Annotated in this window: 19 protein-coding genes; 10 read left to right on the forward strand and 9 right to left on the reverse strand. The window is 58.8% G+C overall.

Annotation, left to right across the window (positions count from 1 at the left end; all coding sequences use genetic code 11):
• The first annotated feature begins 233 nt into the window (after positions 1–233).
• Positions 234–578: a hypothetical protein gene (locus ACIOMO_RS12230; RefSeq protein ID WP_401240894.1), complete on the forward strand. Its 345-nt coding sequence runs from the start codon at positions 234–236 to the stop codon at positions 576–578.
• 158 nt (positions 579–736) lie between these two features.
• Here the strand turns inward: ACIOMO_RS12230 and ACIOMO_RS12235 are convergent, their stop codons facing one another.
• From ACIOMO_RS12235 to ACIOMO_RS12250, 4 genes are all read right to left on the reverse strand, one after another.
• Entirely contained in the window at positions 737–949 is a 213-nt protein-coding gene (locus ACIOMO_RS12235; RefSeq protein WP_053116553.1) for a hypothetical protein, read from the reverse strand.
• A 245-nt stretch (positions 950–1,194) separates the two neighbouring features.
• A complete protein-coding gene (gene aguA, locus ACIOMO_RS12240; RefSeq protein ID WP_401240897.1) occupies positions 1,195–2,301 on the reverse strand; it encodes an agmatine deiminase in 1,107 nt (368 codons plus the stop codon).
• A 5-nt stretch (positions 2,302–2,306) separates the two neighbouring features.
• Positions 2,307–3,185, reverse strand: a complete 879-nt coding sequence (gene aguB / locus ACIOMO_RS12245) for an N-carbamoylputrescine amidase (RefSeq protein ID WP_034151905.1) — start codon at positions 3,183–3,185, stop codon at positions 2,307–2,309.
• Positions 3,186–3,471: 286 nt separating this feature from the next.
• Positions 3,472–6,384 carry an aminotransferase gene (locus ACIOMO_RS12250; RefSeq protein WP_401240901.1) on the reverse strand — a complete coding sequence of 971 codons (2,913 nt, stop codon included), beginning with the start codon at positions 6,382–6,384 and terminating at the stop codon, positions 3,472–3,474.
• 215 nt (positions 6,385–6,599) lie between these two features.
• On the opposite strand from ACIOMO_RS12250, the gene ACIOMO_RS12255 reads away from it, so the two are divergent.
• From ACIOMO_RS12255 to ACIOMO_RS12275, 5 genes are all read left to right on the forward strand, one after another.
• Positions 6,600–7,124: a DUF3916 domain-containing protein gene (locus ACIOMO_RS12255; protein WP_212549970.1), complete on the forward strand. Its 525-nt coding sequence runs from the start codon at positions 6,600–6,602 to the stop codon at positions 7,122–7,124.
• Between the two features lie 84 nt (positions 7,125–7,208).
• Positions 7,209–7,754 carry a dTDP-4-dehydrorhamnose 3,5-epimerase gene (rfbC, locus tag ACIOMO_RS12260; RefSeq protein WP_212549971.1) on the forward strand — a complete coding sequence of 182 codons (546 nt, stop codon included), beginning with the start codon at positions 7,209–7,211 and terminating at the stop codon, positions 7,752–7,754.
• A gap of 41 nt (positions 7,755–7,795) precedes the next feature.
• A complete protein-coding gene (locus ACIOMO_RS12265; protein WP_159812021.1) occupies positions 7,796–9,604 on the forward strand; it encodes an ATP-binding protein in 1,809 nt (602 codons plus the stop codon).
• Positions 9,601–10,986, forward strand: a complete 1,386-nt coding sequence (locus ACIOMO_RS12270) for a sigma-54 dependent transcriptional regulator (RefSeq protein WP_212544770.1) — start codon at positions 9,601–9,603, stop codon at positions 10,984–10,986. The genes ACIOMO_RS12265 and ACIOMO_RS12270 overlap by 4 nt, the downstream gene beginning before the upstream one ends.
• A complete protein-coding gene (locus tag ACIOMO_RS12275) occupies positions 10,983–11,438 on the forward strand; it encodes a YiiD C-terminal domain-containing protein (protein ID WP_401240905.1) in 456 nt (151 codons plus the stop codon). The genes ACIOMO_RS12270 and ACIOMO_RS12275 overlap by 4 nt, the downstream gene beginning before the upstream one ends.
• A 177-nt stretch (positions 11,439–11,615) precedes the next feature.
• Here ACIOMO_RS12275 and cysQ read toward each other — a convergent pair whose 3' ends face one another.
• Together cysQ and nudE are read right to left on the reverse strand one after the other, a co-directional pair.
• A complete protein-coding gene (gene cysQ, locus ACIOMO_RS12280; RefSeq protein ID WP_401240907.1) occupies positions 11,616–12,443 on the reverse strand; it encodes a 3'(2'),5'-bisphosphate nucleotidase CysQ in 828 nt (275 codons plus the stop codon).
• Between the two features lie 11 nt (positions 12,444–12,454).
• Positions 12,455–13,021, reverse strand: coding sequence for an ADP compounds hydrolase NudE (gene nudE, locus ACIOMO_RS12285; protein ID WP_053116546.1), 567 nt, complete (start codon positions 13,019–13,021; stop codon positions 12,455–12,457).
• An 89-nt stretch (positions 13,022–13,110) separates the two neighbouring features.
• Here nudE and yrfG point away from each other — a divergent pair, with 89 nt between their 5' ends.
• Positions 13,111–13,773, forward strand: coding sequence for a GMP/IMP nucleotidase (gene yrfG / locus ACIOMO_RS12290; protein WP_401240910.1), 663 nt, complete (start codon positions 13,111–13,113; stop codon positions 13,771–13,773).
• Positions 13,774–13,876: 103 nt separating this feature from the next.
• Here the strand turns inward: yrfG and lysM are convergent, their stop codons facing one another.
• Positions 13,877–14,317 carry a peptidoglycan-binding protein LysM gene (lysM, locus tag ACIOMO_RS12295; protein WP_401240913.1) on the reverse strand — a complete coding sequence of 147 codons (441 nt, stop codon included), beginning with the start codon at positions 14,315–14,317 and terminating at the stop codon, positions 13,877–13,879.
• 208 nt (positions 14,318–14,525) lie between these two features.
• On the opposite strand from lysM, the gene fdhD reads away from it, so the two are divergent.
• The 3 genes from fdhD to ACIOMO_RS12310 all read left to right on the forward strand — a co-directional run bounded on the left by fdhD (position 14,526) and on the right by ACIOMO_RS12310 (position 18,426).
• Positions 14,526–15,365 (forward strand): formate dehydrogenase accessory sulfurtransferase FdhD, encoded by an 840-nt coding sequence (gene fdhD, locus ACIOMO_RS12300; RefSeq protein WP_212544766.1) that lies wholly within the window; start codon positions 14,526–14,528, stop codon positions 15,363–15,365.
• The gene (locus ACIOMO_RS12305) at positions 15,362–17,710 is read left to right on the forward strand and encodes an FdhF/YdeP family oxidoreductase (protein WP_401240916.1); all 2,349 of its coding nucleotides are present in this window, start codon (positions 15,362–15,364) and stop codon (positions 17,708–17,710) included. Before fdhD ends, ACIOMO_RS12305 begins: the two co-directional genes overlap by 4 nt.
• Positions 17,711–17,943: 233 nt before the next feature.
• Positions 17,944–18,426, forward strand: a complete 483-nt coding sequence (locus ACIOMO_RS12310; protein WP_053116541.1) for a glycine zipper domain-containing protein — start codon at positions 17,944–17,946, stop codon at positions 18,424–18,426.
• Between the two features lie 96 nt (positions 18,427–18,522).
• Here the strand turns inward: ACIOMO_RS12310 and ACIOMO_RS12315 are convergent, their stop codons facing one another.
• Together ACIOMO_RS12315 and ACIOMO_RS12320 are read right to left on the reverse strand one after the other, a co-directional pair.
• Positions 18,523–18,957, reverse strand: a complete 435-nt coding sequence (locus ACIOMO_RS12315) for a thioesterase family protein (RefSeq protein ID WP_159812014.1) — start codon at positions 18,955–18,957, stop codon at positions 18,523–18,525.
• Between the two features lie 143 nt (positions 18,958–19,100).
• Positions 19,101–20,327 carry a 3-hydroxyacyl-CoA dehydrogenase NAD-binding domain-containing protein gene (locus ACIOMO_RS12320; RefSeq protein WP_401240919.1) on the reverse strand — a complete coding sequence of 409 codons (1,227 nt, stop codon included), beginning with the start codon at positions 20,325–20,327 and terminating at the stop codon, positions 19,101–19,103.
• Positions 20,328–20,738 lie beyond the last annotated feature (411 nt).

The following is a 20,738-nucleotide window of genomic DNA, read 5'->3' on the forward strand; positions in this document are numbered from 1 at the left end:
TGATGGCATCGAGACCGCGTTATGGACTTTTTCAATGCAGGCAACTCCTGAATAGGCCTCATCCTTCTTGGTGGAAGGCTGAATAGTTCGATTGGAACTCGATTGATGCTCCGAAATAACACGGAAACAGCCCGCGACCATTCGTCGGGACTGTCAGATTTTACAGGTGTTCAAATGATTAAGATGCCCGTAAAAACAGACTGTCTTCTCAATTTTTCTGGAGGGTCGCTGGCATGATAAAAACCTCAGATAACAGCAACGAATACGGTGGGTGGTATTCGCCAGTAGCAGATAGCGTTAATGAAAAGCCCGTAACGCTTAGCGGTTATGTTTTAGATGCTTTCTATCATTATTCATGGGTCGAAGTTCACTTTCACCGTGGTGATCACGAGTACCATAAACACATCCATAGAGTCGAGGGGGAGTATAAGGAAAAAACGCCATTTTCGATTACGCTTAATGATTTCCCGAAGCTAGGCCCGAATACCATTTCTGCGATCTTCCGGTCAGATACTAAACCTTACGATCTGCCTTCTATCCAAGAGTTTTATGTACTCACTCCTCCTCAGGAAGTTTAATTTTCCGGTGTGTCGCAAACATGCAAGCTAGTTCATTAGTCCGCTTCGATATTGAAGTCATGTATTCACATCTGATTAGTACGTACCTCCATATAATTTAACCCCATAAAAAAGCGCCGCCATCCCGGCAGCGCTTTTACCCATCCCTGTTGTTCTTCTTATCCTTCCAGCACATCCCACAACGCTTCCAGTTCGTCCTCGCTGAACAGGTCAGCGGGGTAGCGCTCGATCATCATCCGGCGCGGATCAGGAACCCTGATCTGACGCGTTCCATTGGATTTCAACCAGTGCGCAACGCGGTGGAGCGATTCGCCGTTAACGGCCATGGGATGCAAAGTCCGCTCGCTGATTACGTTCACTTCGGCGTTCATTTCAGCGCTCTCTCCCCGTTCGTGAGCGGCTACGTTATCCAAGGTTTATGACAGAACGATTGAAGTTCTTCCCCCTCCCTAGTGCCCCCAGACGAATACAAGAGCTATGCCAATGTTTCGCATTTGTCGACAAGTGGATACAAAAAAGCCCGCCGTCCTTTCGGGCTGCGGGCCTCTGTTCATACTTAGCGAGCTAATCATTTCCCGGCTGATTTGGTAATCAACTCAAGCTGTTACGACTCAACTCACTCTTTGTGCGGCGCGGGTTGCTGTTGGGTAAGGCAGTGGATGTTGCCGCCGCCCAGTAACAGTTCGCGGCCCGGCACCATCACCACTTCGTGCTGCGGGAACAGGTTCTGCAGGATTTCCAGAGCAGGCGCGTCCATCGGATCGTCGAAGCTCGGCGCGATGATGCCGCCGTTGACGATCAGGAAGTTCACGTAAGAACCGGCCAGACGCACCGACGGATTACGCTCCTGCGTGCCGTCGACCGGATCGACACCAGCGCACTCTCCTTCGGTCGCATACAGCGGCCCCGGGATCGGCATTTTGTGCACCGTGAACGGGCGACCCTTGGCGTCAGTGCTGCTTTGCAGGACTTTCATCGCTGCCTGGCAGCGCGGGTAGTTCGGATCCTGTGGATCATCAGTCCACGCCAGCAGCACTTCACCCGGACGCACGTAGCAGCAGAAGTTATCCACATGGCCGTCGGTTTCGTCGTTGAACAAACCGTCCGGCAGCCAGATGATTTTATCCACAGACAGATTGGCGCTGAGCACTGCTTCGATCTCTTCGCGGCCCAGGTGCGGGTTGCGATTGCGGTTCAGCAGGCATTCTTCGGTGGTGATCAGCGTGCCTTCGCCGTCGACGTGAATCGAACCGCCTTCGAGCACAAAACCTTCAGTGCGATAGCGTGGGCTGCGTTCGATCTCGAGGATCTTGCCGCCGACCTGCGAGTCGCGATTCCACGGCGAATACAGACCGCCATCGAAACCGCCCCAAGCGTTGAAGTCCCAGTTCACACCGCGCACTTCACCGCTGTTATTGATGACGAAGGTCGGGCCGCTGTCGCGTACCCAGGCGTCATCGCTGGACATCTCGACCACGCGGATATTCGGCACGTCCAGGCGGGCGCGGGCGTTTTCGTATTGGCCGGCGGAAACGGCAACAGTCACCGGCTCGAAACGCGCGATGGCTTTGGCCACTGCTGCGTGTGCGGCTTGCGCCGGTTTGCCACCCAGACGCCAGTTGTCCGGGCGCTCGGGCCAGATCATCCAGGTCTGCGTTTGCGGCGCCCACTCGGCCGGCATGTGAAAGCCGTCGGCGCGCGGGGTACTTTTCAATGTGGTCATCGGGATCAGGACTCCAGGGAACCGTCGAGGGTTTTCAACGCGCCGTACAGGTTCGGACGGCGGTCACGGAATGAACCCCACGCGCTGCGAATATGTTCGAGCTCGTCGAGGTTGAAAGTGTGCACAAGAATACCTTCTTCGGTTTTATTCAGCTCCTGCACTTTTTCGCCGAACTGGTTGGCGATGAACGAAGAACCGTAGAACGTAATGTCGTAGCCGTCCTGTTCTTCGTTGCCGATGCGGTTGCTGGCGATCAGCGGCATCAAGTTAGCGCCGGCATGGCCCTGTTGCACGCGCTGCCAGTGATCGCGCGATGAGATGGTCTTGTCGTGCGGTTCGCTGCCGATCGCGGTTGGGTAGAACAGAATTTCCGCCCCTTGCAACGCCATGCTGCGCGCGGCTTCCGGGAACCACTGATCCCAGCAGATGCCCACGCCGATTTTTGCGTAACGGGTGTTCCACACTTTGAAACCGGTGTCGCCCGGGTTGAAGTAATACTTTTCGTGGTAGCCCGGGCCGTCCGGAATGTGGCTTTTACGATAAATCCCGAGGTTGCTGCCGTCGGCGTCGATGATCGCGATGCTATTGAAACGCGCGCGGCCGGCCAGCTCGTAGAAGCTGATCGGCAGCACCACTTGCAGCTCTTTGGCGATTTTCTGAAAATGTTTGATTGCGACGTTTTCTTCCACCGTCGTCGCCAGTTGCAGGTAGTCCGGGTTCGGCTTCTGGCAGAAGTACGGCGCCTCGAACAGCTCCTGAATCAAGATGATCTGCGCGCCTTTGGCGGCGGCTTCGCGTACCAGCCTTTCAGCGATTTCGAGGTTGGCTTCCAGATCCCACGAACAGGCCATCTGAGTAGCGGCAACGGTAACGATACGGCTCATGAATCATCTCCGGGCAAGTGCTTTGACGGTCGACCATTCGACCGAAAAGAAAACGCGCGCACCGGACAGCGAGACGCCATGCCGGAGCAAAGGAGACTTTATAGCCGATAAATATCGGCTTTAGAAGCTACTAAAATGCATTTCGTCTAATTCAACGCAATAAAGACCGATACAAATCGAATTAAACCCGAAACCCTGTAGGAGCTGCCGAAGGCTGCGATCTTTTGATTTTGCTCTTAAAAATCAAGATCAAAAGATCGCAGCCTTCGGCAGCTCCTACACGGGATCAGAGGCCTTCGGCGAGGACTTGGTCGAGCATGTCGACAAAGAAATCCACACTCTGGCGCGACGTCACCATCGGTGGTTTGATCTTGAGAATATTCAGATCATCCCCGGTCGGCTGCATGAAAATCCCCAACTCACGCAGACGATTACACAGCAGCGCGGTCTCTTCGGTCGCCGCTTCCAGCGTCTCGCGGTTACGAATCAGCTCAAGCCCCAGATAGAACCCGGAACCGTGCACCGCGCCCACCAGCGGATGTTTATCGATCAACGCTTGGAGCCGCGCCTTGAAGTGGCCACCGACCACCTGCGCGTTCTCCCAGAGTTTTTCTTCTTCCATGACATCGAGCACCGCCATGCCGATCTGGCAACTGACCGGACTGCCGCCCGCCGACGAGAAGAAATAACCTTCGGCCTCCAGCGCCTCGGCAATTTCCCGGCGAGTAATCACCGCACCGAGTGGCTGGCCGTTGCCCATGCCTTTGGCCATGGTGATGATGTCCGGCACCACGCCCTGCTCTTCAACGCCCCAGAAAAATTTCCCCATACGCCCATAACCGACCTGCACTTCGTCGGCGATGCACACCCCGCCCTGCGCGCGCACCAAGGCATAAACCTGTTTCAGATAACCCGGTGGCAGCGAGATGCCGCCAGCATTGCCGTACACCGGTTCGCAGATAAACCCGGCCAATTGGCGCTTCTGCTCGGCGAGTTTTTCCAGGTGATGCTCAACGCTGTGCACGTAATCCGGTGCCGAATCGATGCCACGGAACTCACCGCGATACATATTGGGCGCAGGCACCGGGTGCACCCAGTCCGGGCGGCTTTCCAGGGCTTTCGGGTTATCGGCAATCGACGTCGACACCGCATCGGCGCCGACTGTCCAGCCGTGATAAGCCTCCAGCACGCTGATCATGTCGCGACCGCCGCTGTAAGCCCACGCCAGACGGATCGCCAAGTCATTCGCTTCGCTGCCACTGTTGACCAAAAATACCCGATCCATGCCTTCCGGTGCCAGCTTCAGCAAGCGCTCGGAAAACTCGGCGACTGCCGCATAGTTGAAACGCGAGTTGGTATTGAGCAGCGACCACTGACGCGCCGCGACGGCGGCCATGCGCGGATGACCGTGGCCGAGCACCGCGACGTTGTTGAGCATGTCCAGATAGGAGCGGCCCTGCATGTCGATCAGGTGATTGCGCCAGCCGCGTTCGATGCGCGGCGGGTCGACGTAATAGTGTTTTTGCGTGCGGGCGAAACTGGCGTCACGGCGTTCAAGCAGGGTTTTGCCATCCAGCTCCGGCTCGGCATCGCAGGCCAGCCCCAGCAGCGCGGCTGGCAACGGACACAATGCCTGCCAGGCCGCCGCGTGGGTTGGCGTGCAGAACAGCGGCGCTTCCAACTGCGCGCCACGGCAAAGCTGAACCAATAACGGGCCGCTGACCGACCCCAGCACCTGACCTTTGACCAGCGCCGCGCCGCTGTGCACCGAAGGTGTCACGCTCCACAGACGAACACTAAGTTGCGGGCCATCGAGGCGCAACGCGCCGTCCGCCGCTTGATGCAGCACACCGGCAAACGGTGCTTCGACGGCAGTGCCGTTGGGCACGCGCAATTCGACGTGCAGCGGGAACGTGTCCGGTTCATCGGCGCTGTCAGGGCGCGTGCGCGACAAACGGTACTGACCATAACGGCTCGCCGCCAGACCATGCGCCGCAGCGGCTTCGGTCAGCAGGCGCTGATCGATACCTTCCTGCTCCCAGTTGCCCGCCTCGAAATGCGCGCTCAAGACGCCAAGATCGATCAAGGCAAATTCGCGCCCGACCAGACTCGGCAGCAACGGGGCAAAACCTTCGCTATTGATGGCCGGCAGGGAATGACCGACCGCCGTCAGAATCGCCGCCTCCATCAGCGCCAGCGGCACCGATGTCGCCACGCGGAAAATTTCCCACTCGTGGGTGAGGTTGTCGCGGCTGTAGGTGTTGGCCGGATCGATACTGACCTGCTGCTCGCCACTTAATACCAGCACCGCCGCCCGCGCCACGATCAATGGCCACAGTGCCTGCAACTCTTCGTGTTGCAACGGATTGACCGCGTGATAGGCCTGCACTGCCGGCAGAATCACAAACGGATCGCCGCCGGCGTGATGCAGCAATGCAGCGCAGGTCACCGACAAATCGGTAATACGCCATGTGCGCACCAGATCGCCAAAATCGATGACGCCCTGCAACTGCCAATGACGCTGCGCATCACGTTGCCACACCGCGTTGTCGTCGGTGATGTCCATGTGAATCGCCTGCACCGGCAACTCCTCGAGCAACGGCTGCAAGCGGCGCTCTGCTTGCTCGGCAGCGTCGGCGATCAATTCGCGCTGACGCTGATCCTTGATCACCGGCAGCAAATGGCTGATCAACGCGCTGGCGTGGCGCGCATCCCACTGCAACGTGCGCTCAAGGCCCGGATGATCAAAGCCTGCGAGCGCCAGATCCATCTCACCGCAAAGCCGACCAAACCCGGCCACGACTTCTTTGCCCAAATGGTCGAGATCGGTCAGCGGCTGGCCTTCGATGTAATCGAGCAAGCGCACGTGCACCGATTCGCCAGCGGATTCCAAGGTCAACAAATCCTGACCATTGTTGGCGACGATAACGCTGGGCACCCTGACTGCGGAATGTTCAGCGAGGTACTTGAGGCCGGCGTGCTGGGCTTGCAGCTCCACCAGCGAATAGTCGCCACGGCAGATTTTCAGCACAAAACGGCCGCGCTCACTGTCGACCCGATAATTAAGATCCTGCTGACTGCCCAAGGCCTTTAACCGCCCACTGATCCCGTAATGTTCCGCGAGCCATTGCAGGGCTTGCACCTCAGAAACCTGAGGGCTGGGCAAACTGGCGCGGTGAAACAACGTGGCAAGTGGCATGCAAACAACCCCTGAAATTTTATTAGGCGCCTATATCGCCATTGCTGCTGGCGAGACGCAACCCCTTATACCGACTACCGATCGGATCAAGTGCCCAACACTGTACAGAGAACACTCTCGTTAACTTTTCCTACAGCATTTTCAGATTGTGTTTGGACTCTTCACTGTTCAACCTGAACCCCTTGAACGTCGTCAGCACGGAAGCAACCAGCCAAATGTCCCAGCGCCGCCTCGCCCTCTCCAACAAAAAAGTCCGCAATATCCCTCGCCACCTGCGTGCGTTAGCCGCTTGGGCCGCTGACTTTGACGGTTACTTTCCAGCCGTCCTCAGCGAAGAGGAAAAATACTGCAACTGGAAAATACCGATTCACATGTCGATGGTTGAGGGGAAACAGGCAACGGCGGATCTCAAAAGGCAATGTGCGCAGGCCCTGATCAATGCAGCCCAGCACCTGCGAATGTCCAGACCGGAACATAAGGTGGATTGCAGGGTGGTGGCCGTCATTTGCCTGCCAGACATGTTTTCCAGCGAAATATGTATCTATACAGATCTGAACTACCACCGCAGCCATATCCCACCTGCAGACAGTGAATATGTCGAGACCGCAAGAAGCCTGGCCGAAGAATGGGCGCTCGTTTTACCGCCGGGCATGGGAGAGAGAGGCCTGCGTTACACCGTTGAAGACTGCAATGGGGAGACCTATGAAGAAGAGCGCTGGTACTTTGGAGAGGTCGATTGAATCGCTCATGACGGTCAACACTCGCGCTAACCGGCACTTTGCGCAAGAATGTCGACCATTCACACCCATCACTGGAAAATTCACATGAATGTCATCACCACCGATCTGCCCGGTGTTCTGATCATCGAACCCAAAGTTTTCGGTGACGAGCGCGGCTTCTTTTACGAGAGTTTCAACGCCAAGGCGTTCCAGGATGCGACCGGTCTGGACACTCAATTCGTGCAGGACAACCACTCGCGTTCGCAAAAAGGTGTACTGCGTGGTCTGCATTACCAACTGCAAAACACCCAAGGCAAATTGGTTCGCGTCACCGTCGGTGAAGTGCTGGACGTAGCCGTGGATATTCGTCGCAGTTCGCCGCATTTCGGCAAGTCTGTGGCGGTGCGTCTTTCTGCTGAAAATCATCGCCAACTGTGGGTACCGGAAGGTTTCGCCCATGGTTTCGTGGTGCTGAGCGAGTTCGCCGAATTCCTGTACAAAACCACCAACTACTATGACCCAACGTCCGAGCGCAGCATTCGCTGGGATGATCCTGCTCTGGGCATCGACTGGCAGTTGGACGAAGCGCCGAAGCTGTCCGCCAAGGATCAGGCTGCCGCGTTGCTCAAGGACGCTGACGTCTTCGCCTGAGCCTAGGCATAATGCGCCTGTTCCCCACAGGCGCATTCGGCATGAAACCAACCCTTCCCCGCAGACCCCGCTGGCGCAGCCTCGCGTTGCTGGCGCTGTGTCTGGCGCCGCTGTTGTGGCCGCTGGAACATCTTGCCGAGCGGTATTACCGTAGCGAACTGGCCGGCCAGAACCGCCAGACCCTCGACCTCTACGTCGCCAACCTGCTGGGCACCCTGCACCGCTACGAAGTGTTGCCGCAGATCCTCGGTGATCTGCCCGCGCTGCGCTCTGTCCTTGGCGCGCCAGATGACGGTGTCACCCAAGGCAACGCCAATCGCCTGCTGAAAAATATCGCCGCGCAAACCGGCGCCGAAGTCATGTACCTGATGGACACCAGCGGCCAGACGCTAGCGGCCTCCAACTGGGATAAGCACGACAGTTTTGTCGGCCGTAATTTCTCCTTCCGGCCGTATTTCAGTGAAGCGATGGCCGGGCGTCTGGGGCGCTTTTTCGGGCTCGGTACCACGTCAGCCAAACGCGGTTACTTCTTCGCCGCCGCCGTGCGCAACGGCGAGAAAATCATCGGCGTATTGGTGATCAAGGTCGATCTCGATCACACCGAAAGTCTTTGGGGCAAAACTCCGGAACAACTGCTGGTGACCGACCACAACGGCGTGGTCATTCTCACCTCGCGGCCGGAATGGCGTTTCCGCTCGACCCGCGAGTTGAGTGAAGCTGAACGCTCTGCGATCACAGCGATCCAGCCTTATCCAACCCGCGAGCCTCGACCGCTGAATCTCAGCCCCACTGCCTGGCTGATCCAGACCCACGACATCGCCGAAACCGGCTGGAGTGTCAGCATCCTTGCCCCGCGCACGCTGATCGATCGCCCGGTGCGCACGGTCGTGGCCATCGGTGGCGCCACGTTGCTGGTGGTGATGTTGTTGCTCGGTTTGATGATGCAGCGCCGCCGTCATTATCTGGAACGCATCGCTTTCGAAGCCAAGGCGCGCCGCGAACTCGAAGGTCGTGTTGCCGAACGTACCAGCGACCTCGAAGGCCTCAACCGGCGCCTGAAACAGGAAGTGCTGGAGCGCGAACAGGCGCAGCAGGAACTGGTGCGTGCGCAGGATGACCTGGTACAGGCCGGCAAACTGTCGGCGCTGGGGACGATGTCGGCAAGCATCAGTCACGAACTCAATCAGCCGCTGGCGGCGATCCGCAGTTACGCGGAAAACGCCGAAGTGCTGCTCGATCATCAGCGCACCGACGACGCGCGCGGCAACCTCAAACTGATCAGCGAACTGACCGGGCGCATGGCTTCGATCATCGCCCACCTGCGCGCCTTCGCCCGCCGCGATCGTCATGCTCCGGAAAGCGTTGCCCTGCAACCGGCGCTGGACGATGCCTTGGCACTGCTGGCCAAACGTCGGCGCAGCATGGAAGTCGAGCTGATCCGCGATTTGCCCGCCGCCACGTTGTGGGTCGAAGCCGGGGAAACCCGGTTGCGCCAGGTGCTCGGCAATCTATTGGCCAACGCCCTCGATGCGCTCACCGAAAAAGGCCCGCCGCGCAAATTGTGGCTGAGTGCCGAATCCACCGCCGAGGGCGTCAATCTGTACATTCGTGACAACGGCCCGGGCTTTTGCATGGAAGCCCTCGGCCGTGCCAGCGAGCCGTTTTACACCACCAAGACCCGCACGCAGGGGCTTGGTCTGGGTTTGGCCATTTGCGAAACCCTGATGCGCGCCTTCGGCGGTGAACTGTCGTTCGCCAACCACAAGCAAGGCGGCGCCTTGATCACCCTGCGGCTGCGCGCCGGTGCGCCCGGGGTCAGCCTGCAACCGTCCGAGGATCGAAGTGCATGACCATCGACAATCGCATTCAGGTGGTGTTGATCGACGACGATCCGCACCTGCGTCAGGCCCTCGGCCAGACTCTGGATCTGGCCGGCCTGAAAATCCTGCCGCTGTCCGAAGCCAAAGGCCTCGCCGCACAACTTGAGCGTGACTGGCCCGGTGTGGTGGTCAGCGACATTCGCATGCCGGGCATGGACGGTCTGGAATTGCTCAGCGAACTGCACGCTCAGGATCCGGAGTTGCCAGTGCTGTTGATCACCGGCCATGGCGATGTGCCGCTGGCGGTGCAAGCGATGCGCGCCGGCGCTTACGACTTTCTCGAAAAACCTTTCGCCAGCGATGCACTACTCGACAGCGTGCGCCGCGCGTTAGCCCTGCGCCGATTGGTGCTGGACAACCGCAGCCTGCGTCTGGCCCTCAGCGATCGCAATGAGTTGAGCGCGCGACTGGTCGGCCAATCGGCGCCGATGCTGCGCCTGCGTGAGCAGATTGGCGCACTGGCGGCGACCAAGGCTGACGTGCTGATCCTCGGTGAAACTGGCGCTGGCAAAGAGGTCGTCGCCCGCGCGCTGCATGATCTGTCGAGCCGACGCAACGGGCCGTTTGTGGCGATCAACGCCGGCGCATTGGCCGAGTCCGTGGTCGAAAGCGAACTGTTCGGCCACGAACCGGGCGCCTTCACTGGCGCGCAGAAACGCCGGATCGGCAAGTTCGAATTCGCCAATGGTGGCACGCTGTTTCTCGATGAAATCGAAAGCATGAGCATGGACGTGCAGGTGAAATTGCTGCGCATGCTCCAGGAACGTGTGGTCGAGCGACTCGGTGGCAATCAGTTGATCCCGCTGGACATCCGCGTCATCGCCGCGACCAAGGAAGACCTGCGTCAGGCGGCTGATCAGGGGCGTTTCCGCGCCGACTTGTACTACCGCCTCAACGTCGCGCCGCTGCGCATTCCGCCGCTGCGCGAACGTGGCGAAGATGCGCTGATGCTGTTCCAGCATTACGCCGACGAAGCCAGTGCCCGCCACGGTTTGCCGCCGCATGAATTGCAACCGGCACAACGTGCTTTGCTGCTGCGCCACACCTGGCCGGGCAACGTGCGTGAACTGCAAAACGCCGCAGAACGCTTTGCCCTCGGTCTGGAACTGGCGCTGGATAACAGTGCTGTTGAAGGTGTCGACGGTGTGACTGTTGCAGTTGTCGAAGGCGGGCTAAGCGAACAAGTGGAACACTTCGAGAAATCGCTGATTGCCGCCGAACTGGCGCGCTCGCACAGCTCGGTGCGCAGCCTCGCCGAAGCACTGGGCGTTCCGCGCAAGACCTTGCACGACAAATTGCGCAAGCACGGTCTGAATTTTGGTGACAGCAGCCACGGGGACGAAAACGAATGAGCACAGACAGTCACTATCTGGAGTCGGTGCTTCATCACGACATTCCGCTGACCCGCGACATGGGCCTGCGGGTGCTCGACTGGCGCGAGCAGCAATTGAGTCTGTATTTGCCGCTCGATCCCAACGTCAACCACAAGAGCACCATGTTCGGCGGCAGTCTATATTGCGGCGCGGTGCTGGCGGGTTGGGGCTGGTTGCATTTACGTTTGAAAGAAGAAGGGATCACCGACGGGCACATCGTGATTCAGGAAGGGCAGATCAATTATCCGCTGCCGGTGACGGGCGATGCCACGGCGATTTGCCCGGCGCCTGATGAGCGGGTGTGGAAGAAGTTTTTGGCGATGTATCAGCGGCATGGGCGGGCGCGGTTGGTGTTGCAGACGCGGATCGTCAATGTCGGGAGTGATATCGATGCGGTGACGTTTAGCGGGCAGTACGTGTTGCACCGCTGACGATCAAAAGCCCCTCACCCTAACCCTCTCCCGGGGGGAGAGGGGACTGACCGGGTTGTTCTCTCGATTTGCATCGACCTGAGATATCGAGTCGAACTCAAGTTTTGAAGCGCATGAAGATCGGCTCCCTCTCCTGGGGGAGAGGGCTGGGGTGAGGGGGATTCTGGATCAGCCCACTTACCCGCGCGCCAACTCCAACAACCTCGCCCGCCAGGCCGCCTTCGCCGGCAGCGCCAAAAAGAACTCGTTCAACAGCGATTCCCGCGCCGGATAACAAAACGCCTCACCGCGTAAATCCAGTACCTCGCCCCCCGCCCCTTCCAGCACACCCTGCGCCGCCGCCGTGTCCCACTGCGAAGTCGGCGCCAGTCGCGGATAGCAATCGGCAGCCCCTTCCGCCAGCAGGCAAAACTTCAGCGAGCTGCCGATGTTCGCCAACTGCAGTTCACCGAGGCTGGCGCTCAAGCCCGCCAGCAAACGCTCCTGCTCAGGGCTGGAATGCCGACGGCTGGCGACAACCGTAAACGCCTCACCCGGCCCAGGCACATCCCGCACCTGAATCGAAACCGGTGCGCCGCCCTTGTCGCAACGCCACGCGCCAAGCCCGGCACCACCGACGTAAAAGCGACCGTTGGTCGGCATCGACACCACGCCAAACACCACCCGACCGTTTTCGATCAACGCAATGTTGACGGTAAATTCTTCACTGCCGCTGATGAATTCTTTGGTGCCATCCAGCGGATCCACCAACCACCAGCGCGTCCATCCGGCACGTACGTTTTGAGGAATGTTCGCGTCTTCTTCAGACAGCACCGGAATACTCGGATCCAGCGCGGTCAGCCCGGCCAGAATCAAATGGTGCGCCGCCAGATCCGCCGCCGTCACCGGTGAATCATCGGCCTTAGCGGTGACTTCAACGCCTGCGCGCCAGAACGGCAAAATCGCTTCGCCGGCCTGCAATGCCAGTTCAACCACTGGCGCCATCAACGGATGGGGGAAATTCATCGACAGGTCACTCACGACTGAAAGAACCCACGCTGCGTCAGCAAGTCACGGGTCAGATACAGCGCCGCCAATGCGCGGCCTTCGGAGAATTGCGGATTTTGCGCCAGCGCCGACAGATCACGCAGATTGACCTTGTCGACCCGCATCGGCTCGGGCTCGTCGCCCTCCAGCCGCTCTTCGTAGAGATCGGTGGCCAGCACCACCTGAATCTTCTGGCTCATGTAACCGGGCGACAGCGACAGCTCGGTCAGATGCTCCAGTTGCCGCGCGCCAAAACCGGCTTCTTCCTTGAGCTCACGTTCAGCCGCCGCCAGCACGTCTTCGCCCGGCTCGATCAAACCTTTGGGCAGCGATAATTCGTACTCATCGGTACCGCCGCAGTATTCCTCGATCAGCACCGCGTGCTCGGCATCGAGCATTGCCACGATCATTACCGCGCCATAGCCGGCGCCCTTGCCGACCAGCCGCTCGTAGGTGCGCTCCACGCCATTGGAAAAACGCAGCTTGAGTTCTTCGACGCAAAACAGACGACTGGTGGCGACGATCTCGCGGGCGAGTACGGTAGGTTTCTGGCGCATGCAAAGCTCCTTGGCGTGAACGCGCTACTATAACGCGGCTTTCCCGATTGTTTACGTCGGATATCTTTCTACCGTTTCGAGACGTTGCCATGCCTTCTTTACCCTGGTCCGACATCGATACCGTCCTGCTGGACATGGACGGCACGCTGCTGGATCTGCACTTCGACAACCATTTCTGGCTGGAACACCTGCCCCAGCGCTACGCCGAACTGCACGGGGTCAGCCGCGCGATGGCCGAGATGGAATTGCAGCCGCTGTTCGAACGCCATGCAGGTCAGTTGCAGTGGTATTGCCTGGATTTCTGGAGCAGCGAACTGAAGCTGTCAGTGCGTGAGTTGAAACAGGAAACCGCTCACCTGATCGCTTTGCGTCCTGATGCGGATACTTTTCTGGAAGCAATAAAACGCGCCGGGAAACGGGTGATCATGATCACCAACGCGCACCGTGACTCACTGTCGCTGAAACTGGAACGGATTGAACTGGCACCGTACTTCGAGCGGCTGATCAGCTCGCATGATTACGGTTTCCCCAAGGAAAACCCGCAGTTCTGGGACGCGTTGCAGGCAGATATCGGTTTTGATCCGGCACGCAGTCTGTTTATCGACGACACCTTGCCGATTCTGCGCAGTGCGCGGGATTATGGTGTGGCGCACTTGCTGGCAGTCAAACAACCCGACAGCCGCAAAGGCCCGAAAGACACGGCCGAATTCGCGGCAGTCGAAGACTACCGCGACCTCATCTCAGGCCTGTGACCCCACTGTAGGAGCTGCCGCAGGCTGCGATCTTTTGACTTTGATTTGTAAAAAACAAGATCAAAAGATCGCAGCCTGCGGCAGCTCCTACAGGGTTTGCGGATTACTCAGGAATACGCAGTGTCTGACCCGGATAGATTTTGTTCACATCCTTGAGCATCGGTTTGTTGGCATCGAAAATCTTTTGATACTTGTTGGCATCACCGTACACGCGCAGTGAAATCGCGCTGAGGGTGTCACCCGACTTGACCACAACAAACTGCGCAGCCGTCGCAACCGGGCCGCTCACGGTGATCTGATCATCAACACTGCCAACACCGGCAATGTTGCCAACGGCCAGCAGGATTTTCTCTTTCTCTTCCTGACTTGCCACTTCTCCGGTCACGGTGACTTTGTCGCCATCTACCGTTGCCTGCACATTCGGATTGCCCAGCCCGACCTTATTGATGTGATCCTTCAATTGCTCACTGGCATTGGCGTTACCGGGGGTCAGCAGATCCAGCAGCTTCTCTCCCGCTTCTTTCACAAAGCTCAAAAGACTCATAGCGCACACTCCTTGATTTGGGTTCCAGATGCCCAAGCCTAGACCACGTCAGGCAAACCCGGTTCCGAGCCGACCAATGACTCTGTAACCGTATGCGTACGGAAAAGGCACCTTGATCGACGCCATCTATCAATACATCGACAGTAGCGATTAGACGCGACAACTTGACGCGCCTAGTCTTAACGTTGATCAAACCGTCGGTGATGCCATGAACGCCAAGCGCCCAACTTGCGCGGCGCCTGCACTCGAAACGCCCGCGCCTGCCGCCAGCCAGACCTACAGCTACAGCGATCTTCCCCGCGAAGAGTCGGCGAGCACTGCGCTCGCTGAGGAAGTCGCGTTGGCGATCGCCTACAACGGCATCAGCCAAGCCGTGATGCTGGTGACGCCAACTGACCTGGAAGACTTCATCGTCGGCTTCAGCCTCGGCAGCGGCATCATCGAAGACGCGACCGACATCTATGACCTGCAACTGACCGGCGCCGGCTCGGCGCAATACGCGCAAGTGACCATCGCTAATCGCGCCTTCTGGAACCTCAAGCAGCAACGTCGGCAAATGGCTGGCACCAGCGGTTGCGGATTGTGTGGCGTCGAAGCGGTGGAACAGGCGTTGCCTGATCTGAAAGTGCTGCCCGGCGCGCCGTTGCCACCGATTGAATGGCTTGATGGTTTGCGTCAGCGCATCAGTGCGTTTCAGCCTTTGGGTCAGTACTGCGGCGCGGTACACGCGGCAGTGTTCATGAACGCCAGCGGCGAACTGCTGCTCGGTCGCGAAGACATTGGCCGGCACAACGCGCTCGACAAACTGATCGGCGGACTGATCCGCCAGAAGATATCCACCGAAGGCGGACTGGCAATTGTCACTAGCCGTTGCAGCCTCGAATTGATCCAGAAAGTGTTGCGCGCCGGCATCCAGACCCTGGTCAGCCTGTCCGCGCCCACGGGCCTCGCCGTGCAATGGGCCCGTCGACACAACCTCAATCTCATCCACCTGCCGCAGAAAAGTGCGCCGCGGGTGTATAGCCCCGCGATGGAGAATCAAGCGTGAGCCAACATCATCAAGCCGACCAGAAACCCGTCCCGCGCTACAAGCCTTACAAAGGCGCAGCCGGCGGCTGGGGTGCCCTGATCAGTGTGGCTCAGGCCTGGTTGACCAGCGACAACGCCCTGAAAAACCTGCGCATGATGCTCAAGACCAACCAGAACGGCGGCTTCGACTGCCCGGGTTGCGCGTGGGGCGATTCGCCGGAAAGCGGCATGGTCAAGTTCTGCGAGAACGGCGCGAAAGCGGTGAACTGGGAAGCGACCAAGCGCCGCGTCGATGCCAAGTTCTTCGCCAAGCACAGCGTCACTTCGTTGCTGGAACAGAGCGATTACTGGCTGGAGTATCAGGGCCGTCTGACCGAACCGATGGTCTACGACGCCGAAACTGATCGCTACAAACCGATCAGTTGGGACAACGCCTACGCGCTGATTGCCAAACACCTGCAAAGTCTGCCGAGCCCGGATCTGGCCGAGTTCTACACCTCGGGTCGTGCCAGCAATGAAGCGGCTTATCTGTATCAGCTATTCGTGCGCGCCTTCGGCACCAACAACTTCCCTGACTGCTCGAACATGTGCCACGAAGCCAGCGGCGTGGCGTTGGCGCAGAGTGTCGGCGTCGGCAAAGGCACCGTGACCTTCGATGATTTCGAACACGCCGATGCGATTTTCGTTTGGGGCCAGAACCCCGGCACCAATCATCCACGCATGCTCGAACCGTTGCGTGAAGCGGTGAAACGCGGCGCGCAAGTGGTGTGCATCAATCCGTTGAAAGAGCGCGGACTGGAGCGTTTCCAGCACCCGCAACATCCAATCGAAATGCTCACCAACGGCGACAAGCCGACCAACACCGCCTACTTCCGTCCGGCACTCGGCGGCGACATGGCGCTGTTGCGCGGCATGGCCAAATTCCTCCTGCAATGGGAACGCGATGCGCAGAAGGCTGGCGCGCCAGCGGTGTTCGATCACGACTTCCTCAATGCTCATAGCGCCAATGTGCTGGAGTATCTCGGTGTCGTTGATGACACGCCGTGGGAGCAGATCGTCGAGCAATCCGGCCTGACCCTCGTGGACATCGAGCAAGCCGCGCGCATGTACGCCAAAGGCAAAAACGTAATCATGTGTTGGGCGATGGGCATCACCCAGCACCGCCATTCGGTGCCGACCATTCAGGAAATCGCCAACCTGATGCTGCTGCGCGGCAACATCGGCAAACCGGGCGCCGGCCTGTGCCCGGTGCGCGGCCACAGTAACGTGCAGGGCGACCGCACGATGGGCATCAACGAGCGTCCGCCGGTGGCGTTCCTCGATTCTCTGGAGCGGCGCTTCCAGTTCAAGGTGCCGCGTCATAACGGCCACAACGTGGTCGAGGCGATTCATGCGATGGCCGAAGGTCGCGCCAAAGTATTCATCGGTCTGGGCGGCAACTTCGCTCAAGCCACGCCGGACAGCCCACGCACTTTCGAAGCGCTGAGCAATTGCGACCTGACCGTACAGATAAGCACCAAGCTCAACCGCAGCCACTTGGCTCACGGTAAAGACGCGCTGATCCTGCCGTGCCTCGGTCGTACCGACATCGACATCCAGACTGAAGGCCCGCAAGCGGTCACCGTGGAAGACTCGTTCAGCATGGTTCACGCCTCCAACGGCCAGTTGCAGCCGCTGTCGAACCAGATGCGCTCGGAGCCGTCGATCATCGCCGGCATCGCCGCCGCTACGCTGGGCAGCAAACCGGTGGACTGGAACTGGCTGGTGGCCGATTACGCGCGCATTCGCGACCTGATCGCCGACACCATTCCGGGCTTCAAGGAATTCAACGAGAAGGTAAAAAACCCGGGCGGTTTCTACCTTGGCAACAGCGCCGGTGCGCGCAAGTGGAACACTCCGTCGGGCCGCGCCAATTTCCGCGCGAACATGCTGCCGAAGGATCTGGTGCACGAACGCACTCGTGCGACTGGACAACTGCCGGATCTGATCCTGCAATCGATGCGTTCTCACGATCAATACAACACGACGATTTATGGGCTCGATGACCGTTATCGCGGGGTGAAGGGCCAACGCGATGTGTTGTTTGCCAATGAAGCGGACATCATTCGCCTGGGCTTCCGTCCGGGGCAGAAGGCTGACATCGTGTCGCTTTGGGACGACGGTCGTGAGCGTCGGGTGAAAGGCTTTACCTTGCTGGCGTTTGATATTCCGGCGGGGCAGGCGGCGGCATATTATCCAGAGGTGAATCCACTGGTGCCGCTGGAGAGCACCGGGGATGGCAGCCATACGCCGACGTCGAAGTTCATCGCGATCCGGTTGGAAGCGGCGAGTGAGACGGGGTTGATCATGGCCAAGTCGGCTTAACACAAGGCTGCGATCTTTTCGTTTTTTGCCTTTCGAACGCCCACAAAAAAGGCCGCTTTTTCACAAAAGCGGCCTGTCCGAAGTAATTAAAGACCGGCAAAAAACAGATAAGTTCCGTATACAAAACAGTAACTTGCGAAATTGTATACAAGTCGTGCTATTCGTCGGATTTCGATTGTCACGCTTGTTACACAGCCTCAGGATCGGCGCCGTCATCCCTTTGAGGCTCCTCTATGAAGTTCTCCCAGATTCTCTTGTTGTCCCTTGGCCTGGTCAGTGGTTTTGCGTCGGCAGGCGGCACCACCGAAGCAGGTGTTGGCGGCGCATTGGGCGGGGTTCTTGGCTCGGTCGTCGGTCAGTCTTTAGGCGGCAATACAGGTTCCACCATTGGCGCAGCCTTGGGCGGCGCGGGTGGTAGCGCAGTCGGCGCCGACAAACGCAGCCGTGGCGAAGCAGCCATTGGCGGTGCGTTGGGCGCTGCTGGCGGTAACGTGGTCGGTCGCAGCCTCGGCGGCAGCACTGGCAGCCTGATCGGTTCGGCCGCAGGTGGCGGTGCCGGTGGCGCGCTGGGCAACTACATGGGCAACAAGAGCGATGACGATGATCGTCACTATGATCGCGGTCGTGATAACCGTCGCTACTACCGCGACGACCACCGTGGTCGCGGCCATGCCTATGGTCACCGCAAGCATCACAAGTATTATCGCCACCGCTGATTGCTGATTGGCGGCAAGTAGATCAAAAGATCGCAGCCTGCGGCAGCTCCTACACAGATCAATGTAGGAGCTGCCGCAGGCTGCGATCTTTTTGCTTTATCCCACCACCAGACGTTCCAGCGCCTGACGCAATTCGCCCGGAATCGGCACCGGCTGATTGCTCGCCCGATCCACGAACACATGCACGAATCGCCCGGCCGCACAGGCCTCGCTTTCGCCGACCTTGAACACCGCCAGTTCGTACTGCACCGAACTGTTGCCCAACTTGCCAACCCGCAATCCGATCTCGATCAGATCCGGGAACGCGATCGAGGCGAAGTAATCGCATGCCGAACTGACCACGAAACCCACCACTTCCCCGTCATGGATATCCAGACCACCGACCTGGATCAGGTAAGTGTTCACGGCGGTGTCGAAGAAGCTGTAGTAGGTGACGTTGTTGACGTGACCATAGGCGTCGTTGTCGTGCCAGCGTGTGGTGATGGGCTGGAAGTGCGGGTAGTCGGTGCGTTGAGGCATCGGGTTGGACATTGATCAGCAATCCCTGGAAATAGTGTGGCGAGTCTAATTGAAAATCGTGGCGCCCATTCGCGAGCAGGCTCGCTCCCACAGGAAACCGAGATCCAATGTGGGAGCGAGCCTGCTCGCGAAGACGTCAGTACAGCCGCCAGATCTTAACGATCTGAAAAAACTTTCCCCTGCGCCACCAACTCACCAATCAACCGCGCCGGTTTCCATTGATCGCCCTGCCGCGTCTCCAGCGCCAACAGCCGCTGATGAATATCCGCCAGCCCCTGCTGATCCGCCCAGGCCATCGGCCCGCCCTTATCCGCCGGGAAGCCGTAGCCATTCAAATACACCAGATCAATGTCATGGGCAGACTCGGCAATACCTTCCTGGAGAATCTTCGCCCCTTCGTTGACCAATGCCAGCAGGGAGCGCTCGAGAATCTCCTCCGGGCCGATCTCACGGCGCTGAAAGCCCAAGCCTTCGCTGACCTGCAACACCAGCGCATCGACCTCAGGATCATGCTCAGCCTGACGACTGCCCGGCTCGTAATGGTAATAACCGTTGCCGGACTTCTGCCCGAATCGACCCATTTCGCACAAGCGATTATCCACCTGCACCTCTGGCGCATCCTGGCCCTTGCCGGCCAACTCGCGCGCGCGCCATTCCAGATCGATGCCGACCACGTCGTACATGCGAAACGGCCCCATGGCGAAACCGAAACCTTCCAACGCGGCATCGACCTGCTGTGGATAAGCGCCTTCAAGCAACATCTTGCGCGCCTCGAGCACATACGGATGCAGCATGCGGTTGCCGATAAAACCATGGCAGTTGCCCGACACCACGCTGACTTTGCCCATGCGCTTGCCCAAAGCCAGTGCGGCGTCCAGAGCTGCTGGTGAGGTCTGCGCGCCGCGAACGATTTCCAGCAGTTTCATGATGTGCGCCGGGCTGAAGAAATGCAGGCCCAGCACTTGTTCCGGACGTTTTGTCGCCGCCGCAATCGCATCAATATCCAGTGCCGATGTATTGCTCGCCAATAGCGCTTCAGGCTTCAGCAAGCCATCCAGCTCACGGAAGATCTTCTGCTTCAGTTCAAGATTCTCGTACACCGCTTCGATCACCAGATCGACATTGCGAATCGCCGCGTAATCCGCCGCCGCACTGACCCGGGCGATACGCGCATCAGCCTCGGCCTGATCAATGCGCCCCTGCCGTACATTGTGTGCATAGGTGTCGGCAACGGTGGCAAGTGCCTGCTCAAGCATCTGTGGGTTGTTATCTACCCACTGCACTGTCACGCCGGCATTGGCCAGGCACATGACGATGCCACGGCCCATGGTGCCCGCGCCGATCACGGCGGCCTGCTGAATATCGAAGGATGTCTGGCTCATATTGTTCTCTTGTTGGCGATCCAAAGACTGGTCTCACCATAGTCAGCCGACGACGTTTTTTGAAGTTTATTACCGTGATGATCGACATTCAGCGGATGGATAGAGCCCTTGTCTTGATCATGTAGGAGCTGCCGAAGGCTGCGATCTTTTGATCTGCTTTGGCTTCGGCTTATGATCTGGCTTTTGATTTTCGCCCTCATCGGCAGGCCGAGCGTAGGTGTTCATCCGGGGCAGGCGCGCAGCGCCGTGCGGCGCAGCCGCACACATCGAGAGGAGGTGCAGCGAAGCAAACCGTAGGCGATGCCCCCCGGATGAACACCGTAGCGAGGGAACACTGAGCCTAAGCGAAGTGCCGTACGCCGGGGGCAAAGCCTTTTGCTTACTTTTCGGCGTCTGGAAAAGTGAGTCGCT

This window comes from Pseudomonas sp. NPDC087804 (assembly GCF_044742965.1).
In the GTDB taxonomy this organism is placed as follows: domain Bacteria; phylum Pseudomonadota; class Gammaproteobacteria; order Pseudomonadales; family Pseudomonadaceae; genus Aquipseudomonas; species Aquipseudomonas rustica.